At 65.2% G+C, this 18,899-nt stretch carries 22 protein-coding genes; 6 read left to right on the top strand and 16 right to left on the bottom strand.

Going from position 1 to position 18,899, the window contains the following annotated elements:
- Nucleotides 1-543: an ADP compounds hydrolase NudE gene (gene nudE / locus LQ952_RS04845; RefSeq protein ID WP_238621531.1), complete on the bottom strand. Its 543-nt coding sequence runs from the start codon at nucleotides 541-543 to the stop codon at nucleotides 1-3.
- A gap of 180 nt (nucleotides 544-723) precedes the next feature.
- On the opposite strand from nudE, the gene yrfG reads away from it, so the two are divergent.
- A complete protein-coding gene (yrfG, locus tag LQ952_RS04840) occupies nucleotides 724-1,401 on the top strand; it encodes a GMP/IMP nucleotidase (protein ID WP_238621530.1) in 678 nt (225 codons plus the stop codon).
- A gap of 6 nt (nucleotides 1,402-1,407) precedes the next feature.
- Nucleotides 1,408-2,085 carry a sulfite exporter TauE/SafE family protein gene (locus LQ952_RS04835; RefSeq protein WP_238621529.1) on the top strand — a complete coding sequence of 226 codons (678 nt, stop codon included), beginning with the start codon at nucleotides 1,408-1,410 and terminating at the stop codon, nucleotides 2,083-2,085.
- Here LQ952_RS04835 and LQ952_RS04830 read toward each other — a convergent pair.
- The 4 genes from LQ952_RS04830 to LQ952_RS04815 are packed head-to-tail and all read right to left on the bottom strand — an operon-like array spanning nucleotide 2,075 to nucleotide 4,503.
- Complete coding sequence (locus tag LQ952_RS04830; protein ID WP_238621528.1) at nucleotides 2,075-2,401, bottom strand: DUF167 domain-containing protein; 327 nt, start codon at nucleotides 2,399-2,401, stop codon at nucleotides 2,075-2,077. The two genes, LQ952_RS04835 and LQ952_RS04830, sit on opposite strands and share 11 nt — an antisense overlap.
- On the bottom strand, nucleotides 2,391-2,942 hold the full coding sequence (locus LQ952_RS04825; protein ID WP_238621527.1) for a YggT family protein: 552 nt from the start codon (nucleotides 2,940-2,942) through the stop codon (nucleotides 2,391-2,393). Before LQ952_RS04825 ends, LQ952_RS04830 begins: the two co-directional genes overlap by 11 nt.
- Before the next feature lie 9 nt (nucleotides 2,943-2,951).
- A complete protein-coding gene (proC, locus tag LQ952_RS04820) occupies nucleotides 2,952-3,779 on the bottom strand; it encodes a pyrroline-5-carboxylate reductase (RefSeq protein ID WP_238621526.1) in 828 nt (275 codons plus the stop codon).
- Between the two features lie 37 nt (nucleotides 3,780-3,816).
- The gene (locus LQ952_RS04815; RefSeq protein WP_238621525.1) at nucleotides 3,817-4,503 is read right to left on the bottom strand and encodes a YggS family pyridoxal phosphate-dependent enzyme; all 687 of its coding nucleotides are present in this window, start codon (nucleotides 4,501-4,503) and stop codon (nucleotides 3,817-3,819) included.
- 132 nt (nucleotides 4,504-4,635) lie between these two features.
- On the opposite strand from LQ952_RS04815, the gene LQ952_RS04810 reads away from it, so the two are divergent.
- From LQ952_RS04810 to LQ952_RS04800, 3 genes are read left to right on the top strand one after another with little or no spacing between them, the layout of a single operon-like run.
- Nucleotides 4,636-5,670: a type IV pilus twitching motility protein PilT gene (locus LQ952_RS04810; protein WP_238621524.1), complete on the top strand. Its 1,035-nt coding sequence runs from the start codon at nucleotides 4,636-4,638 to the stop codon at nucleotides 5,668-5,670.
- A 39-nt stretch (nucleotides 5,671-5,709) separates the two neighbouring features.
- Nucleotides 5,710-6,876, top strand: coding sequence for a PilT/PilU family type 4a pilus ATPase (locus LQ952_RS04805; protein ID WP_238621523.1), 1,167 nt, complete (start codon nucleotides 5,710-5,712; stop codon nucleotides 6,874-6,876).
- Nucleotides 6,877-6,893: 17 nt separating this feature from the next.
- The gene (locus LQ952_RS04800; RefSeq protein ID WP_238621522.1) at nucleotides 6,894-8,090 is read left to right on the top strand and encodes a PilT/PilU family type 4a pilus ATPase; all 1,197 of its coding nucleotides are present in this window, start codon (nucleotides 6,894-6,896) and stop codon (nucleotides 8,088-8,090) included.
- A gap of 21 nt (nucleotides 8,091-8,111) precedes the next feature.
- Here the strand turns inward: LQ952_RS04800 and LQ952_RS04795 are convergent, their stop codons facing one another.
- The 6 genes from LQ952_RS04795 to LQ952_RS04770 are packed head-to-tail and all read right to left on the bottom strand — an operon-like array spanning nucleotide 8,112 to nucleotide 12,857.
- Nucleotides 8,112-8,987: a dihydroorotate dehydrogenase electron transfer subunit gene (locus LQ952_RS04795; protein ID WP_238621521.1), complete on the bottom strand. Its 876-nt coding sequence runs from the start codon at nucleotides 8,985-8,987 to the stop codon at nucleotides 8,112-8,114.
- 26 nt (nucleotides 8,988-9,013) lie between these two features.
- Nucleotides 9,014-10,306 (bottom strand): dihydroorotase, encoded by a 1,293-nt coding sequence (locus LQ952_RS04790; protein WP_238621520.1) that lies wholly within the window; start codon nucleotides 10,304-10,306, stop codon nucleotides 9,014-9,016.
- Entirely contained in the window at nucleotides 10,303-11,325 is a 1,023-nt protein-coding gene (locus LQ952_RS04785; protein WP_238621519.1) for an aspartate carbamoyltransferase catalytic subunit, read from the bottom strand. Before LQ952_RS04785 ends, LQ952_RS04790 begins: the two co-directional genes overlap by 4 nt.
- The gene (pyrR, locus tag LQ952_RS04780; protein WP_238621518.1) at nucleotides 11,322-11,831 is read right to left on the bottom strand and encodes a bifunctional pyr operon transcriptional regulator/uracil phosphoribosyltransferase PyrR; all 510 of its coding nucleotides are present in this window, start codon (nucleotides 11,829-11,831) and stop codon (nucleotides 11,322-11,324) included. Before pyrR ends, LQ952_RS04785 begins: the two co-directional genes overlap by 4 nt.
- Nucleotides 11,828-12,307, bottom strand: a complete 480-nt coding sequence (gene ruvX / locus LQ952_RS04775) for a Holliday junction resolvase RuvX (protein WP_238621517.1) — start codon at nucleotides 12,305-12,307, stop codon at nucleotides 11,828-11,830. The genes pyrR and ruvX overlap by 4 nt, the downstream gene beginning before the upstream one ends.
- On the bottom strand, nucleotides 12,300-12,857 hold the full coding sequence (locus tag LQ952_RS04770) for a YqgE/AlgH family protein (RefSeq protein ID WP_238621516.1): 558 nt from the start codon (nucleotides 12,855-12,857) through the stop codon (nucleotides 12,300-12,302). The genes ruvX and LQ952_RS04770 overlap by 8 nt, the downstream gene beginning before the upstream one ends.
- A 287-nt stretch (nucleotides 12,858-13,144) precedes the next feature.
- Here LQ952_RS04770 and LQ952_RS04765 point away from each other — a divergent pair, with 287 nt between their 5' ends.
- Nucleotides 13,145-15,061: a methyl-accepting chemotaxis protein gene (locus LQ952_RS04765; RefSeq protein WP_238621515.1), complete on the top strand. Its 1,917-nt coding sequence runs from the start codon at nucleotides 13,145-13,147 to the stop codon at nucleotides 15,059-15,061.
- A gap of 18 nt (nucleotides 15,062-15,079) precedes the next feature.
- On the opposite strand, the gene LQ952_RS04760 is transcribed toward LQ952_RS04765, so the two are convergent.
- From LQ952_RS04760 to gshB, 5 genes are read right to left on the bottom strand one after another with little or no spacing between them, the layout of a single operon-like run.
- The gene (locus LQ952_RS04760) at nucleotides 15,080-15,958 is read right to left on the bottom strand and encodes an energy transducer TonB (protein WP_238621543.1); all 879 of its coding nucleotides are present in this window, start codon (nucleotides 15,956-15,958) and stop codon (nucleotides 15,080-15,082) included.
- A 5-nt stretch (nucleotides 15,959-15,963) separates the two neighbouring features.
- Complete coding sequence (locus LQ952_RS04755; RefSeq protein WP_238621514.1) at nucleotides 15,964-16,473, bottom strand: Gx transporter family protein; 510 nt, start codon at nucleotides 16,471-16,473, stop codon at nucleotides 15,964-15,966.
- On the bottom strand, nucleotides 16,473-16,835 hold the full coding sequence (locus tag LQ952_RS04750) for a NusG domain II-containing protein (protein WP_238621513.1): 363 nt from the start codon (nucleotides 16,833-16,835) through the stop codon (nucleotides 16,473-16,475). Before LQ952_RS04750 ends, LQ952_RS04755 begins: the two co-directional genes overlap by 1 nt.
- A complete protein-coding gene (locus tag LQ952_RS04745; RefSeq protein ID WP_430733419.1) occupies nucleotides 16,832-17,896 on the bottom strand; it encodes an FAD:protein FMN transferase in 1,065 nt (354 codons plus the stop codon). The genes LQ952_RS04750 and LQ952_RS04745 overlap by 4 nt, the downstream gene beginning before the upstream one ends.
- Complete coding sequence (gshB, locus tag LQ952_RS04740; protein WP_238621512.1) at nucleotides 17,893-18,858, bottom strand: glutathione synthase; 966 nt, start codon at nucleotides 18,856-18,858, stop codon at nucleotides 17,893-17,895. Before gshB ends, LQ952_RS04745 begins: the two co-directional genes overlap by 4 nt.
- Nucleotides 18,859-18,899: the final 41 nt, after the last annotated feature.

Raw genomic sequence — 18,899 nt, 5'->3', positions numbered from 1 at the left:
TTATCTCTTGAGTCGGTCGCGCACCAGATACAGGGCGGCGATGGAGCGGGCTTCGGTGCAGTCTTCCCGGCTGATGAGCCTGTCCAGCTCGCTCAGACGCCAGGGGACGACCTCGATATCCTCGGGTTCATCTCCCGGTCGGCGCTCCGGATAGAGGTCCTGGGCCAGGATGATGTGGGTGGTGTGGCTCAGGTAGCCGGGGGCCACGGTGAAGGCGGTCAGGCGAGTGAGGGTGTGGGCGCCGTAGCCCACTTCCTCCATGATCTCCCGGTTGGCGGCGTCGAGCAGGTCCTCTCCGGGCTCCACCCGTCCCTTGGGCAGGGCCAGTTCATAGCATTGGGTGCCGGCAGCATATTCCCGGATCATCAGTACCGTATCCGGATCCAGCATGGGCACGATCAGCACCGCCCCGTGACCGGAACCCACCAGGCGTTCAAAGCAGCGTCGGGCGCCATTGGCGAACAGCAATTCCATCTCTTCCACATGAAAGAGCCGGCTGCGGGCGATGGTACGGCGATTGAGGATGCTGGGCTTTTCAGGCATCGCGGCGCAACGGGCTGGGCGGACTCGAGGTCGAGACGAGTCGCGGCTGGCGGGGGTGGATCGGCATGCTGTCGCCCTCCGTCGGGAACGGGATATCCTGGGGATTGTACTATCTAAGTCCGGCTTGGGGAGAATCACCCAAGGTCAGGTTGTTTCAAGCACGATGGACATCGAGGCATCATGAGTACATTACCATCAGCCGCCCCCCTGGCGTGGGAGTCGGTGGACAGCGTTTTCCTGGACATGGACGGGACCCTGCTGGATCTTCATTTCGACAATCATTTCTGGCTGGAGTACCTGCCCAGGCGCTATGGAGACATCCGGGGCCTGGACCCCGCCCAGGCGCGGGCACAGATGATGAAACGCTATGCCGGTGTCCGCGGCACCCTTGACTGGTATTGTCTGGATTACTGGCAGCAGGAACTGGGCATGGACATCATCGCCCTGAAGCGGGAGATGGCTCACCTGATTGCCGTCCACGAGCATGTGCCGGATTTTCTGGCCGCCGTCCAGCGTCTGGGCCGCCGGCTGGTGCTGGTGACCAACGCCCATCGGCGCGGGCTGGATCTGAAGTTGACCCTGACCGCCCTCGGCGGGCATTTCCACCGGGTGATCTGTGCCCATGAACTGGGGCGCCCCAAGGAAGACCTCCGTTTCTGGGATTGTCTGCAGGGACGTGAGCCCTTCGATCCCCGTCGTACCCTGTTCGTGGACGACAACCTGGACGTGCTCCGATCCGCGGACCGTTACGGGATTGCCCACCTGCGGGCAGTCCGCCGCCCGGACTCACGGGCCGCTGACGTGGACACCGGAGAATTTGCCGCCATCCGGGATTTTCGCGACCTGATGCCGGATTAGGGCGTCATGGAACCGGGGACACTCATCGCCGCCTTCGTCATCGGCTTGCTGGGCGGGGTGCATTGCATCGGGATGTGCGGTGGCATCGTGGGCGCACTCACCCTGGGGATTCGTGGCCCGGGACCCGGGGCGCGGCTCCGGCCTGCGCCCTTTCTGCTGGCCTACAACCTGGGGCGGGTCATGAGTTACACCCTGGCCGGTGCCCTGGCCGGGGGCCTTGGGTGGTTTGCCGCTCACCTTGCGGATGTGAATCAGGCCCAGCAGGGACTGCAGATCCTGGCGGGGCTGTTCATGATCGCCCTGGGGTTGTATCTGGCCGGCTGGTGGCGCGGGCTGGTGTATCTGGAACGGGCCGGCGGCATGCTGTGGCGACGGCTCGAACCCTTGGGTCGGCGGGTGATGCCGGTACGCTCCCCGCCCCAGGCCCTCGCGCTGGGGCTGGTCTGGGGCTGGCTGCCCTGTGGCCTGGTCTACAGCGTGCTGTTCTGGTCTCTGACCGCCGGTGGTGCCGTCCAGGGAGCGGCGCTGATGCTGGCCTTTGGCTTGGGCACTCTGCCCAATCTGTTGCTCATGGGGGTGTTTGCGGCCCGTCTGGCGACGGTGGTGCGAAAGGCTTGGGTGCGGGGGCTGGCGGGGGCCGCCGTGGCCGGTTACGGGGTCTACATGTTGTTTGCTACCTGGTAGCCGGGGGCTTGCAGACATCCAATGGCGGCAGGAGGCGAGCGGGGGCAACCACGGCGACGGTCTTTTCCCGGTTCGTGGCCCCCGCCTCCAATGTAACCCGTGAACGGGCCACGCCGCACTGGCGGGCGACCATCTTCAGTAGCCGCTCATTGGCGGCCCCTTCCACCGGCGGCGCGGTCACGTAGGCCTTCAGTCGATCTCCCAGGGGGTCCCCCAGCTTTTCCCTGGAGGCCCGGGGCTGCAGTCTCAGCCGCAGCACCAGGGTGTTGTCCCGCCACTGCCACCAGCGGCCGTCGTCCTCATCCTCAGAGTGCATTGATGAAGATCAGCAGCACATTCAGGCCGAGGATGGCCACCAGGGGGGAAAGATCCACCATGCCGGTCTGCGGCATCACCTTGCGGATGGGATTGAGCAGGGGGCGGTTGAGGCTGTAGACAAGGCCGGCCACCGGGTTCTGGCTCGTACCGCCGGCCTGGAACCAGCTCATCACCGCCTGGATGATGATGCTGATGATGTAGATCCAGATGACCAGTCGCACGATGGCGAGGATGCCGGCGATGAGCAAGGTGAAGGGGGGGATCACGGCCCCGTAGAGGGCCGCGATGATGACCAGTTCCAGCATCTTCAGGACCAGGATCAGGACCAGGGCGGCGCTGTCCACCGGCCCGATGGGTGGGATGACCCGGCGCAGGATACGCAGCGGCGGGGTGGTGATCGTGACCAGGAACTGGGAGATGGGATTGTAGAAATCCGCCCGCGACAGTGCCAGCAGGGTGCGCAGCATCAGGGCCAGGATGTACAGGCTGAACAGGGTGCCGATCAGGAATGCGGCAGCGTTTTGAAAGGCGTGTGACATGGATGATCCTCAGTCCCGACCCAGCTGGTCGGCCAGTTCATGGGAGCGGTCCCGGGCGGCGGTGAGGGCGCGCTGCATGAGTTCACGAAATTCACCGGCCTCCAGCACCGCCAGGGCTTGTTCGGTGGTGCCCCCCCTGGAGGTCACCCGGGTACGCAGGGTGGCGGCATCCTCATCGGATTCCAGCGCCAGCTTGGCGGCCCCGAAAGCGGTCTGCAGGGCCAGCAGGCGGGCCGTCTCCCGAGGCAGGCCCAGTGCGGCGCCGGCGTCTTCCAGGGCTTCGATGAAGAGGAAGCAATAGGCCGGACCGCTGCCGGACAGCGCGGTGACGGCGTCCAACTGGGCTTCATCATCCAGCCACACGGTCATGCCCACGGCGCGCAGGAGGGATTCCGCCAGATCCCTCTGCCGGGCATCCACCCGGGGATTGGCCGCCAGCCCGGTGGCGCCGCTGCCCACCAGGGCCGGGGTGTTGGGCATGCAACGGACCACGGCCAGGTCGCCGCCCAGCCAGCGTTCGATGTCCTCGCTGCGCACCCCGGCGGCGATGGAGACCACCAGCGGCTTGCGGGCCTGCACCTGGGGGGCGATGGCCCGGGTCACCTCGGCCATGACCTGGGGCTTGACCGCCAGCACCAGCACCTCGCAGTGGGCGATGGCCTCGGCATTGGCGGCGGTGACGTGGACGTCGGACCAGCGCCGGCTGATGAGGGCGCGCTGATCCTCGCCGGGATCTGCGGCCCACAGGGCACTGGGCTTCCAGCCGTCCGCCACCAGTCCGCCGATCAGGCTGCGGGCCATGTTGCCGGCTCCGATAAAGGCGATGTTCTCGTTCATCTGTGTCCTTGGACTGCGGGATGGGTGTGGGGCAATGTTAACCCGAACGGCTGCCGAAGATCGCCGTTCCCACCCGCACCAGGGTGGCGCCTTCGGCAATGGCCGCTTCCAGATCGTCGCTCATCCCCATGGACAGGGTATCCAGTCCATGGCCGCGCCGGATCAGGTCTTCCCGGGCCTGTCGCAGACGGGCAAATGCCCGGCGCTGGGTGTCGAAGTCTTCGCTGGGGGCGGGGATGGCCATCAGGCCGCGCAGCTGCAGGTGGGGCAGGGTCGCCACCGTCTCCGCCAGGGCCGGGAGGGCCGCCGCGGTGATGCCGGACTTGCTGGCTTCGCCGCTGACGTTCACCTGAATGCAGACCTGCAGTGGCGGGAGTGCTTCGGGACGCTGATCGCTGAGGCGCCGGGCGATCCGCTCCCGATCCACGGCGTGGACCCAGTGGGCGATTTCCGCGACGGCCCGGGTCTTGTTGCCCTGGATCGGGCCGATGAAATGCCAGGTCACATCCCGGCCCTCAAGGGCATGCGCCTTTTCCGTCAGCTCCGAGGCATAGTTTTCCCCGAAGGCTTGCTGGCCGCAGGCCAGGGCCGCGGCGACGGTGGCGGCCGGGTGGGTCTTGCTCACCGCCAGCAGCCGGATGTCCTCGGGGCGCCGTCCGAACCGTTCGGCGGCTGTCTGGATACGGCCATGCATGGCCCGGATTCGTTCGCATATCTGGTTCATGGGGCTATGCTATATTCGCTTGAAACCTGCGTCACCTGTTGCGCTGTGCCCGTTTGTACTCCGCGGGTCCCTGTGGCCGGATCCCCGGGGCAAGGTGCAGGACAGGACGTCGAATTCAACATAGGGGGCTGGATGGATATCACCCAATTGCTGGCGTTCAGTGTCAAGAACGGTGCCTCCGACCTGCATCTGTCCGCGGGCCTGCCGCCCATGATCCGCGTGGATGGCGACGTTCGCCGGATCAATGTACCCGCCATGGAACACAAGGAAGTCCACGGCATGGTGTACGACATCATGAACGACAAGCAGCGCAAGGATTTCGAGGAGCATCTGGAAACCGACTTCTCCTTCGAGATCCCGGGGCTGGCCCGCTTTCGTGTCAACGCCTTCAATCATAACCGGGGTGCCGGCGCCGTCTTCCGTACCATTCCCACCAAGATCCTGACCCTGGAAGAGCTGGGCTGTCCCAAGATCTTCGAGAAGATCTCCGAATATCCCCGCGGCATCGTGCTGGTGACCGGACCCACCGGATCGGGCAAGTCGACCACCCTGGCGGCCATGGTCAATCACAAGAATGAGACCGAGTACGGCCATATCCTCACGGTGGAAGACCCCATCGAATTCGTCCACGAGTCCAAGAAATGCCTGTTGAACCAGCGCGAGGTGCACCGGGATACCCTGGGGTTCAACGAGGCGCTGCGTTCCGCCCTGCGCGAAGACCCGGACACCATTCTGGTGGGGGAAATGCGTGACCTGGAAACCATCCGCCTGGCACTGACCGCAGCCGAGACCGGCCATCTGGTCTTCGGCACCTTGCATACCAGCTCCGCCGCCAAGACCATCGACCGTATCGTCGACGTCTTTCCCGCCGCGGAAAAGGATATGGTGCGGGCCATGCTTTCGGAATCCTTGCGGGCGGTCATCTCGCAGACGTTGATGAAGAAGATTGGTGGCGGCCGCTGTGCCGCCCACGAGATCATGCTGGGCACCCCGGCGGTGCGCAATCTCATCCGCGAGAACAAGATCGCGCAGATGTATTCCGCCATCCAGACCAGCCAGGGCGTCGGCATGCAGACCCTGGACCAGAGCCTCAAGGAGCTCCTGCAGCGGGGTCTGATCAGCAAGGAAGAGGCTCGCCGAAAGGCCGCCAACCCGGACCATCTGTAGCCTGCGTCACTCGCCACCGACCGCACGAGGTGCTGTTCCATGGATCGCGACAAGGCCATACGTTTCATGCACGATCTGCTCAGGACTCTCCTGAGCAAGAAGGGGTCGGACTTGTTCATCACCGTGGGTGCGCCGCCGTCCATGAAGATTGATGGCAAGATGACGCCCATCACCAATCAGCCGCTGTCACCGGCCCATACCCAGGTGCTGGTGCGCTCCATCATGAATGATCGCCAGGCGGCGGAGTTCGAGCGCACCCAGGAGTGCAATTTCGCCATCAGCCTGCCCGGGATCTCCCGGTTCCGTGTGAATGCCTTCACCCAGCGGGGCTCTTCGGGCATGGTGCTGCGGGTGATCACCTCGGATATCCCCTCCCTGGATGATCTGGGTCTGCCCATACAGCTCAAGGATGTCTCCATGACCCGCCGCGGTCTGGTGATCTTCGTGGGGGGCACCGGCTCCGGCAAGTCCACCTCCCTGGCCGCCATGGTGGGTTATCGCAATCAGAACAGCTACGGGCATATCGTCACCATCGAGGATCCCATCGAGTTCGTTCACTCCCACGTTAACTGCCTGGTGACTCAGCGTGAGGTCGGGGTGGATACGGAAAACTACGAGATTGCCCTCAAGAACACCCTGCGCCAGGCCCCGGACGTGATCCTCATCGGCGAGATCCGCGACCGCGAGACCATGGACTATGCCATTGCCTTCGCCGAGACCGGTCATCTGTGCCTGACAACGCTGCATGCCAACAGCACCAACCAGGCCCTGGATCGCATCATCAACTTCTTTCCCGAGGAGCGCCGCCAGCAGTTGCTGATGGATCTGTCACTGAACCTCAAATCGGTGGTGTCCCAGCGCCTGATTCCCCTGGCCACCGGCAAGGGACGGGTGCCGGCGGTGGAGGTCATGATCAACACCCCGCTGATGTCGGACCTGATCTTCAAGGGCGAGATCCATGAGATGAAGTCGCTCATGGCCAAGTCCACCGAAGCGGGCATGCAGACCTTCGATCAGGCCCTGTTCCAGCTTTTCGAGATCGGCAGGATCACCTACGAGGACGCCCTGCGTAACGCCGACTCCGTCAATGACCTGCGTCTGCGCATCAAGCTGGACAGTAAGCGTGCCCGTGGACAGAACCTGCTGGATGACACGGGTGGACTGGAGGTGGAGGCCACCCCGGAGGAATCCGGGCTGCTCAAATAACCGGCGCCTGAACGACCATGCTCATTGAACCCTATCTCAAGTTGATGGCCCAGAAGAACGCCTCCGACCTGTTCTTCACGACAGGGGCTTCCGCCTGCGTCAAGATTGAGGGGGATATCCGTCCCATCAGTCGGCAGCCGTTGCAGCCGGGGGCCGTCAAGGAGATGGCCTATGACATCATGGATGAGCGTCAGATCAAGACCTTCGAGCAGGACAAGGAGATGAACCTGGGGATCTCGCTGGAGGGCTTGGGGCGTTTCCGGGTGAACATCTACGTGCAACGGGGCGAGGTCTCCATGGTGATCCGCTTCATCAAAAGCGAGATCCCCACCATCGAGCAGCTCAAACTGCCGCCGGTGCTCAAGGAACTGGTCATGCATGACAACGGCCTGATCCTGGTGGTGGGGGCCACCGGATCGGGTAAGTCCACCACCCTGGCCTCGATGATCGACCATCGCAACAGCACGACCACCGGCCATATCCTGACCATCGAAGACCCCATCGAGTACAGCTTTACTCACAAGAAGTCCATCATCGGTCAGAGAGAGGTGGGGCTGGACACCCTGTCCTATGACAATGCCCTGCGCGAAGCCATGCGTGAGGCGCCGGACATGATCATGATCGGCGAGGTGCGGGATCTCAATACCATGAAGGCCGCCATCGCCTATGCGGATACCGGCCATCTGGCCCTGTCCACCCTGCACGCGGTGAACGCCAATCAGGCCCTGGACCGCATCATCAACTTCTTTCCCCCCGAGTCCAAGCAGCAGATTCTCATGGACCTGTCGCTGAACCTGCGGGGCATCGTTTCCCAGCGCCTGTTGCTGGGTAAGGAGGGCAATCGGTTGCCGGCGGTGGAAGTGATGGTGAACACCCCCTATATCTCCGAACTGATCCGCAAGGGCGAGATCAATGCCATCAAGCAAGTCATGGAAAAGGGCGGGTCAGTGGGCATGCAGACCTTCGATCAGTCCCTGTTCGAACTCTACAAGGCCGGACTGGTGACCTTGCCGGAGGCCCTGGCCAAGGCCGACTCCCGAGGCGATCTGGAATGGCGCATCCACTTCGGTGGCGGAGTGAAGAGCCTCAAGAAGGACGATGACGACCTGGCCATGCCTGGAGACAGCGATCCTGCCATCCGCGGCAAGAACGACGGCCGCAAGGGCTTCGACGAAACCCTGCGGCCATTGTCCGAAACCAAAATCAAGGAATAGCGGAAAGCGGCTGTCTCTTGCTCAGCCGAACACCGACTTCGCCTCAAACACCGGCCCGTCCACGCAGACCCGCTTCATGCTGCTGCCTTGGTCCGTCTGCACCTTGACCACGCAGCCGGCACAGCCGCCCACGGCACAGGCCATGTATTCCTCCAGGGAAACCTGGCAGGGCAGGTGGTATTCCCGGGCCAGGGCGGCACAGGCCTCCAGCATGGCATGGGGCCCGCAGGCATAGACCTGGACTTGTCGACGCTGTTCCGGTGACAGGGCGTCCAGCCAGTGGCGGGCCAGATCCGTCACATAACCTTCATGGCAACCGGGGAAGCCTGCCAGGCTGGTGAGCCGGGAGGGCACACCCCAGTCTTCCAGCAGGGGCATGGCGGCAATCACCCCCTCCGGCATGCCCGGGACCAGGATGCGGGAGGGAGACGCCTTGAAAGGAAAGGGGACTTCGGAGCCCATGATCACGAACGGCTCGCTCACCGGGTCCTTGCGCATGGCGTCGGCCAGGAACACCATGGGCGGGATACCCACACCGCCGCCCAGCAACAGGGCGCGGGGGCGATCCCCATGGGGCAGGGTGAAGGGCTTGCCGATGGGTCCCATCAGGTTGATCTTCTCACCTACCTGACGTCGGGAAAGTAGCTGTGTCCCCTGGCCTACGGCCTTGTAGAGAAATTCCACCCAGCCCTCATGGGCATCCACCCGCATGATGGACAGCGGGCGGCGCATGGGTAACTGGGGATCGCACTGCAGATGGGCAAAGCAGCCGGCCCGCGCATGGGCGGCACACTGGGGCGCCTTTACCCGCAGGACGTGCTGATCACCCGCATGGGCGGTATGGGACAGGATCGGGGCATCTTCCACGAAGATGGTCCCGCGATGGGGTTTGTTCATCAGAGAGTCTCCACAAAAGGCCCCGCTTATACCTGTCGGGCCTGCAATTCAAAGATCACCCGTCCCGCCACCAGGGTGTGCGTTACCCGAGGCCGGAAGTCCCAGCCGAAGAAGGCGCTGTTGCGTCCGGCGCTGAGCCAGTTGTCCGGCCCCGGCGCATGGCCCCGCTCCGGGTCGACGATGGCGATGTCCGCCCGGGCGCCCACGCCCAGGGTGCCCACCTTCAGTCCCAGGATGCGGGCCGGCCCCGCCGTGATCCGCCTTATCGCTTCGGGTAGCGGCAGCACTCCCTCTTCCGCCAGCCGCAGTGCCAGAGGCAGCAGGGTCTCCAGGGTGGACATGCCCGGCAAGGTGGCCGGGAAGGGCGCCAGCTTGGCGTCCGCCTCCTGGGGCTGGTGGTCCGAACAGATGGCTGCGATGGCGCCCTCTGCCACGGCCTTGCGCAGGCCGTCCCGGTCCCGCAGGGTGCGCAGCGGCGGTATCACGTGACACAGGCTGTTGAAATCCGCCACATCCATCTCGGTCAGGAACAGCTGATGGGCGCAGACATCGGCGGTGACCGGCAGGCCGTCTTCGATGGCTCGGGCCACCATGGCGGCCCCGCGCGCTGTGGAGAGTCGGCAGACATGGATGCGCGCCTCGGTCTGGGCCGCCAGGGCCAGCAGCACGCCCAGGGCAGCGGTTTCCGCTGCTTCCGGGATGCCCGGCAGGCCCAGACGGGTGGCTACCGCCCCTTCATGGGCACAGCCCTGGCCCGCCAGGGACCAGTCGATGGGATGCAGGTACACGGTGATGTCATGGCTGGCGGCGTATTCCAGGGCTCGGCGCAGTAGCAGGTGACTGCCCATGGGCCGCAGGGCCTGGCTCATGCCCAGGGCACCGGCCCGTCTCAGGGCCGCCATGTCGGACAGCTGCTGCCCCTTGAGGCCCGCCGTCAGGGCACCCAGGGCATGGACCCGGACACCGCAGGCCTGGCGGGCACGGCGGTTGATCAGTTCGATCTGGGCCGGAGAATCCACCACCGGACTGGTGTCCGGCGGACACACCAGGGTCGTGATGCCCGCACTGGCCGCGGCGCGGGTTTCGGAGGCGATGGTGGCCTTTTGCTCATGTCCCGGTTCACCCAGTCGGGCGGACAGGTCCACCAGGCCGGGCAGTACCCAGCGGCCATGGGCATTGATGCGCCGGTCCGGGCTGTAATCCTCGGTCGGGGGGGCTCCCAGGGCAACGATCTCCTCTCCTTGGATGTATAGATCCGTGACCTGGTCCACACCGTTGTCCGGATCGATTACCCGGCCCTGTTCGATCAGCAGTTTCATGCCGAGCCCCCCTGATTCACGCTGCCGCCCATGATGGTGGACATCACCGCCATGCGCACGGCGATGCCGTTGCTGACCTGTTCCAGGATGACCGACTGAGGGCCATCCGCCACCCGGGAGTCGATCTCCACGCCGCGGTTGGCAGGTCCCGGATGCATGACGATGCAGTTCGGCGCAGCCAGGGCCAGGCGTTCTTCGGTCAGACCCCAGAGCTGGAAGAATTCGTGCTCGGAGGGCAGCAGGCCGCTTTCCATCCGTTCCTTCTGCAGGCGCAGCATGATGATCACGTCCACGTCCTTGAGGCCGGCGCGGATATCGTGAAACACATGCACCCCCAGATCCTCCACATAGGCAGGCAGCAGGGTCTTGGGGCCGATCACCCGGACTTCGCCGGTATTGAGCAGGTTGAGGGCGTGGATCTGGGAACGGGCCACCCGGGAATGCAGGATGTCACCCACGATGGCCACCTTCAGGCGGGTGAAATCCCCCTTGTGTCGGCGAATGGTGAACATGTCCAGCAGGGCCTGGGTGGGGTGGGCGTGGCGGCCGTCGCCGGCATTGAGCACGCTCACATGGGGCGCCACATGGCGGGCGATGAAGTGGGCCGCGCCGCTGTCCGCGTGGCGCACCACGAACATGTCCACGTACATGGCCTGGAGGTTTCTGAGGGTGTCCAGCAGGCTTTCGCCCTTCACCGTGGCCGAGGTGCTGATGTTGATGTTCAGCACATCCGCCGACAGGCGCTTGGCCGCCAGTTCGAAAGTGGTCCGGGTCCGGGTGCTGGCCTCAAAGAACAGGTTCATCACCGTCTTGCCCCGCAGCAGGGGCACTTTCTTCACCGACTGGGCATTCATTCCGGCAAAGGACTCGGCGGTGTCCAGGATCTCGGTGATCAGGGCCCCCGAGAGTCCCTCGATGGTGAGCAGGTGCCGCAGCCGCCCCTGGGCATTGAACTGCAGGGACGGTGGCAGGGGACCGGCGGCGGGTCGGGATTTGGCCGGGCTATCCTGATCGATCATGACGCAGGCTCCAGTTTGACGATGTCCAGACGCAGGGGGTCGGGTCCCCGCAGCTTCACCTGCTCGTCGGCACGCAGCTTGAGGTGCCGGCCCACCACCTGGGCCTGGACGGGCAGTTCCCGTCCGTCCCGTTCCACCAGCACGGCCAGCATCACGGAGGCCGGGCGACCATAGTCGAACAATTCGTTCATGGCGGCGCGGATGGTGCGGCCGGTGAACAGGACATCGTCCACCAACAGGATATGGCGCTCATCCACGGCGAAGGGCAGGGAGGACGGCCGCACCTGGGGGTGCATGCCCATGCGGCTGAAGTCGTCCCGATAAAAGGAGATGTCCAGTTTGCCCAGGGGTTCGTTCAGACCCAGGCGCCGGTGCAGCTGTTCGGCTACCCAGACCCCGCCGGTATGGATGCCCACCAGGGCGGGGTCCTTGATGTGCTGCTCCGACAGGTGGCGGCGCAGGGCCTCCGCCATGCGGTCCAGAAGGGTGCTGACAGGTTCGGTCATGAAACGATCTCTTGGGCAAGCCAGTGTTCCAGGAAGACGGCCGCTGCGACGGCATCGACGTCTTCCTTGCGAATGCGCCCCCGCCGGCCTTCCCGGCGCTGGGACTTGAGATGGGACTCCGCCTCGGCAGAACTGAACTGTTCGTCCACCTGCCGCACCGGCAGGGCGTAGCGGGCCCGCAGGCGGTCACAGAAGGCCTGGATACGGCGGGCCAGTGGGTGTTCACTGCCGTCCGGGGTGCCGGGCAGGCCCACCACCAGCAGGGTCGGCTGCCATTCCCGGATCAGGGTGTCCAGGCGCTGCCAGTCGGGGATGCCGTTGCGGGCAGGCAGGGTCTCCAGGGGGGTGCCGGTGCGGGTGACCCCATTGCCTACGGCCACGCCGATCCGTTTTTCCCCGTAGTCCAGGCCGAAGACCGTGCCGGGTGTGCCGATGTCCTGGTCCCTCTTGCGGCGCAGGGTGCGGGTATCAGGCATGACCTGCCTGGCCGCTCATGAGGGATAGGTCCACTCCGAGCTGACCGGCGGCAGCCTGCCAACGTTTTTCCGCCGGCTGCCGGAACAGGATGTCCACGTCCGCTTGGCAGGTGAGCCAGGCGTTTTCTCCGATTTCCTGCTCCAGTTGCCCCGGCCCCCAGCCGGCATAGCCCAGGGCGATCAGGTAGGTGTCGGGACCGCCCCCTTCGGCCATGGCCTCCAGGATATCCCGGGAGGTGGTGACGGCGATGCCGTCGCTCACCTGCATGGTGGAGGTCCAGCGACGATCGGCCGGGTGCAGGATGAAACCACGGTCCGGCTGCACCGGGCCGCCGTTATAGACCCGGACCTGACCGGTGGGCACCTTGGCACTGATGCCCATGTGGTCCAGCACCATCTCCAGGGTGAGATCCGTGGGATGGTTGATGACGATGCCCATGGCCCCCTCATCCGTGTGCTCGCACAGGTAGGTGACGGCATGATGGAAGTTGGGGTCCGCCAGGGTGGGCATGGCGATCAGGAACTGGTCTGTGAAGTTCGCGCTACGCATAGGTCTGGGTGTCGCGGCTGAATCCGGCGTCTAGTGTACACTGTCCCCATGTCCGGTCGTAGCGTCACCGATGATTGTCGGCCTTGTCCGGTCCGGCCCTGGGCTGAGTGCCGTTGCCCACCATGTGTCCTGCCGCTTCGGAATCGGCTGAACCCGAAATGCGATGGGTATTGCCTGAATCTCAAGATTCCGGCCGGGGGGCCGCCACCTTGAGAAGAATGTTTCGATAGCAAACTGCGGTCTTCGTGCCGCAATGTGTTGAGCGGCGCTTTTTTCAGGATGGTGAGATGCTTAACCGACTCCGGCTTCTGCCCAAAATGCTGGTCCTTTTCGGTGTGCCGATGGCGCTGGCTTTTGGATTGGTGGCCGTCATCGTCATTTCCCAGGTCAATCACCGGGTGGTGGCGATCATAGAGGACTCCGCCGCAACCATGGCGTCGGGAGGTGCCGAAAGCGTGGGCTGGTGGGTGGAATCCCACATGGCGGTGGTGCGCACCCTGGCTCAGACGCATGTCCTGAGTTCGGGAGATACCGATGCCATCTCGCAACTGCTGGAGCATTTCGGCGCACACATGAGCGATGAGTACGAGGTGCTGTTCTTCCTGAACACGGAAGGGGAAGCCTTTTACCACAATCGCCACCGTTCCAATCTGGCTGATCGGGCCTATTTTCAGCAGATTGTGCGCAGCAAGACCCGTGAAGCACTGGTGACCGACCCGGTCTATTCCCGCAGTACAGGGAATGCGATCACGGTATTCGCCCACGCCGTCAAGGACGCCCGGGGTGAAGTCATCGGTCTGGTGGCGGTGACGGTGACGCTGGATACCTTGACGGATATCGTCGGCGACGCCGTGGATCAGTCAGGCGCCATTGCCTGGGCGCTGGGTTCCCAGGGCGTTTACATCGCCCATCCTGATGCCGACCTGCGCATGACTTCCAATGCCCTGGAGTCCCGCGGGCAGGACTATGCGGGGCTGGCGCGGCGCATGGTGGACGGCGGGCAGGGACTGGCAGACTTGGCGCTGCATGACGGGCGTGCCTATAAGGTGGCGTATCACTCCATTCCCCATACGCCGGGTTGGTCCATGGCCGTGGCCATTCCTGCCGACTACCTGATGGCCACGGCTCGGGAGCTGACCCTGACCCTGGTACTGGTGTTCGTGATCACGTTGCTGTTGCTGGTGGGCATTATCCTTCTGGTAGCGCGGATGATCGTCAGCCCGGTGACGGAAACCCGCCTGGCTTTGGACCGGATTGCCGCGGGGGATGGGGACCTTACCCAGAGGCTGAGGGACAACCGCCACGATGAATTCGGCGATCTGGCGCGCAGCTTCAACACCTTCGTGAGCGGGGTGCACACCCTGGTGAGACAGGTCTCCGTGGCCACCGGCCAGTTGGGTGCGGCGGCGGAGCAGTTGGCGGTGTCCAGTCGCCAGGCCAGCGAACAGGTCCTGCAACAGCAGTCGGAGACCGAACAGGTGGCCACCGCCATGACTCAGATGGCCGCCACCGTCACCCAGGTGGCGGGCAACGCCTCCCTGGCCGCGGATGCGGCTTCGTCTTCGGATCGGGCTGCCCAGGATGGTGCTCGGGTGGTGCAGCAAACCTCCCGGGAGGTGGGTGAACTGGCCCGGGAGGTCCAGGAGGCGGTGGCGGTGATCCACCGCCTTCAGGACGATGCCGAGTCCATCGGCACTGTGCTGGAGGTGATCCGCGGCATTGCCGAACAGACCAACCTGCTGGCCCTGAACGCCGCCATTGAGGCGGCCCGGGCCGGGGAGCAGGGAAGGGGCTTTGCCGTGGTGGCGGACGAGGTACGCAGCCTGGCCACCCGGACCCAGTCTTCCACCCAGGAGATCAACGGGATCATCGAGAAGCTCCAGTCCGCGGCCCGGGCTGCCGCCCGGGTGATGGATGCCGGACATGCCAAGGCCACCGACGGTGTGGCCTCGGCCGAGCGAGCCGCCGAGGCCCTGCGGACCATCACTCAGACCATCAGCACCATCAACGACATGAACACCCAGATCGCCAGTGCGGCCGAGGAGCAGTCGGCGGTGGCCGAGGACGTCAACCGCTCCCTGGTCCGCATCAGCAGTGGGGTGGAGCAGGCAGCGGACGGTTCCACCCAGATCGCCGCCGCCAGCGACGAGCTGGCCCGGCTTGCCGCAGAACTGCAGGACCGGGTGGGACGGTTCCGGATTTAGCCCGCTGCGCCGGTCGCTTCAGCGGGTTCTGACGCCCTGGTTGCCCTGGAATACCCAAGTGCGGGTGATCATGAGCTGGTCATAGGTGCGGCGCATCTCGGCGGGGAAGGGCGCGTAGGGGCCGGCCAGTTCCACGATGCGCCGGGCGGCATCATCCAGCACCCGTTCACCGGAACTGGCGCCGACCTCGATGCTGAGGACCCGGCCCTCCCGATCGATGAGAACGCTCAGGACCAGAGAGCCGTTGAGCCGCTGACGGCGGGCCTCGTCCGGGTAGTTGAGATTGCCCACCTGTTCCACCTTGCGCACCCAGGCATCCACATAGGCCGCTTCCACCGCGGACTTGGCGCTTAGTGCATCCACGTAATGGGTGCGTGTGCGCGGGGCCTGGTAGCTATCCTGCTCGCTCAGTTCCGAGCTGAGCCGGGCCATCTCCAGGCTGCGTTCCATCAGCTCCCGAGCGCTCAGGGGGTGCTCGGGGGTGGGGGCTTCCGTGACCTTTTCGGGCACCGGCGGGGTCCGGGGCGCGAGCGCCGTGATCACCTCCATCTGTTCCATGGGCACCGGTTCGGGCGCGGCCGCCCGGCTCTGCTCCCGGGCCAGGCCGTCGGTGGGCAGGGGGATGGGCGCGGTGACGGGGCTGCCGGGGCGGCCTTCGGGATCTTCCCGGCCGCTGGCCGTCTGGTCTGCCTGGGCCAGCAGCTCCGCTGCTTCCGGAGGTGTCTCCGACTGCGTCCGGACCAGGACCACATCCACGGTCGGGTTCTGTGCCTTGGGCCGGCTGAAGGAAAATTCGAATCCCAGGCCGAAGATCACGATGCCGTGCACGGCGACGGCCACGAACAGGGCCAGACCCATTCGGTCGGTGGCGGTGATGGGGGCGGCGTCGGCCGTCATGGCGTTCACGAGGGTCGGGACACCTGCTGGTACATCATGGCGGCTATTGTACCGCTCACCAGCCCGAACACCAGGGAAAAGCTCAGCAGGACCGGCAGCAGCTTGAGCAGGGCCGGGTGGGGAATGAACAGCCACCAGGCCAGCAGGAATTGGCCCGTCATGTGGGCCAGGGCCGCCAGGACGCACAGGCCCAGGGGGCTCAGCCGGGTGCCTGCCAGTCGGTGGGCCAAGCCCAGCACGGCCAGACTGCAGCCGGCACCGGCGGCACTGAGCAGGAAGGTGGGGCTGAGGAAGGTGCCGATGACCAAGCTGCCCGCCAGCACCCGCAGCAGGGTGACCCACACCGCCATGCGCCAGCCGAACAGCATCAGCACCAGTACCGTGATGACGTTGGCCAGCCCCGGCTTGACGCCGGGCAGGGGGCTTGGAATCGCGGCCTCCAGGATATGCACGGCGATGGCCAGGGCGGCCAACCAGGCAATGCGATGGTCTTCGCGGGTGGTCGGCAGCTGCATCAATAATTCACGCTGTCGAACGCCCACTCGTCTCCCAGCACCTCGATGATGACCCGGTTGGGCAGGCTCACAGCCATGTCGCCCGCCCGGCGCAGCCAGCCGGCCTGCTGGCAGATACCTTGGGAGCCGGGTGAAGCGGCGCAGCGGGCTGCGCCATCGCGGATCTCCACTACGGTGATGCCGGCAGGTCCGGAGACTTCCAGTTGCCGGGGCTGATCCAGGGGCAGGCGGGCGATCTCACGGTCACCGGCCACGACCCGCACCTGGGTGGCAGGGGTGGACGGTGTCCACAGCCAGGCATAGCTGCCCACCACCAGCAGGGTGGCGAGCAGGATCACGAAGGCGTCGGCACGGGTCATCATGGCAGGGGGGTGATGCGTATCTCCGGCGGTGTGCCTTCGAATTTCACCCGTTTTTCCATGGCGGGGGTCAGGTGGGCAATGCCGTCGTCATCGATCAGCATCACCTTGTCGACCCCCAGTCGAGCCGCGATCCCGGGCCAGTCCCCGGGGCCGGCGATGAACAGGGCGGTGCTGGCCACATCGGCCTCGGCGGCATTGTGATGGATGACGGTCACGGAATGGGTGCCGCGGGCAGGCTGTCCGCTGCGGGGGTCCAGGATATGGTGATAGCGCTTCCCTTCATGAAGGTAATAGCGTTCGTAATCCCCTGAGGTGAAGATCGCCTCATCGCCGCGGGTCTCGATGGCGGCCTGGACGCCCTGTCCGTCCGGGGCGCGAACACCGATGCGCCAGGGGCGGTTGCCCGGGCGGCCGATGGCCCGCAGGTCGCCGCCGGCATTGAGGATGGCGTTTTCCACGCCCATCTCACGCAGGTGCTCCATGGCCTGATGAATACCGTAGCCCTTGGCGTAGGCGCCCAGGTCCAGCCGTACCGCCGGGTTACGGCTGCGCATGCGGATGCCGTCGATCTCGATATCGGCCATGCTCGGGGCCTGCTCCAGGATGGTCCGGATCTGTTCCGGGTCCGGGGGCGGCCCCCGGGGTTCGTCCGACTGAAAGCCCCAGAGGGCGAACAGGGCGCCCATGGCTGGATTGAACAGGCCCTCGCTGGCCTCGGACAGGCGCCGGGCATCCAGGATCAGGGGCAGCACGGAGGGGTTGGCGGAGAAGGGCAGACCGGTAGCCAGCAGTTCATTGGTCCGACCCATGGGGCCGGGTTCCCAGGCGTGCCAGGCCCGATGCATGTACTCCAGGTCGGTCCGCACCGACTCGGAGGCCCGGGCGGCCAGTTCCCGGTCCGCAGTGTAGACATTGAGTTCCACCAGGGTGCCGAAGGCGATGAAACGATCCCGGTGGATCTCCGGTCGCTCGCAGGCACCGAGCAGCAGGACCAGGCTCAAGGCTGCCAGTGCCTGGGCGAAGCGCATGCCCGGCGACATCTTGCTTTGGTAGCGGGTCATGGACGGGCTCCCAGGTAGCGGGCGATGGCATCCATCAGCTGTCCACCGATATCCAGCCCGAACCGGGCATCCAGTTCCCGGATGCAGGTGGGGCTGGTGACATTGATTTCGGTGAGGTAGTCACCGATCACGTCCAGACCGACGAAGATCAATCCCTTTTCCTTGAGGGTCGGCCCCACCTGACTGCAGATCCAGCGGTCCCGTTCAGTGAGCGGGACCCCTTCGCCACGGCCGCCGGCGGCCAGGTTGGCACGCCCCTCGCCTTCCGCCGGGATGCGGGCCAGGGCATAGGGGACGGGCTCGCCGTCCACCAGCAGGATGCGCTTGTCGCCCTGGCGGTACTCGGGCAGGAAGCGTTGCGCCATGACGCTGCGACGCCCGTGATCGGTGACGGTTTCCAGGATCACGCCGGTGTTGGTGTCGCCCGGGACCAGACGGAATACCGATGCTCCTCCCATGCCGTCCAGGGGTTTGACCACGATCTCCCCCTGTTGGGCCATGAACTGGCGGATGCGGGTCGGACTGCGGGTCACCAGACTGGGCGGGCAGCACCGGGGAAACCAGGCGGTATAGAGCTTTTCGTTGGCATCCCTCAGACTGTCGGGGCGATTCACCACCAGGCAGCCCTCGGCGGCTGCCAGTTCCAGCAGGTAGGTGCTGTAGACGTATTCCATGTCGAACGGGGGGTCCTTGCGCATCAGCACCACATCCAGCGCCGCCAGGGGATGTTCTTCCGGCCGGCCCAGTTCGAACCAGTGATCGGGGTCGTCCCGTACCGTCAGGCGACGGGAGGCGGCATGGACCCGGCCGGCCGTCATCCACAGGTCCTGCTGCTCCATGTAGTGAAGCTGCCAGCCGCGTCCCTGGGCAGCCAGCAGCATGGCCAGGGTGGAGTCCTTCTTGACCTGGATGGTCTGGATGGGGTCCATGACCACACCCAGGCGGGTCGGAGCGCCGTTCATCGGGCAACCTCGTACGATCTGGGGAAGAGTGGATGCAATTT

It is taken from the genome of Ectothiorhodospira lacustris (assembly GCF_022227785.1).
Lineage (GTDB): Bacteria > Pseudomonadota > Gammaproteobacteria > Ectothiorhodospirales > Ectothiorhodospiraceae > Ectothiorhodospira > Ectothiorhodospira lacustris.
This window is presented reverse-complemented; position numbering and strand designations above follow the sequence as displayed.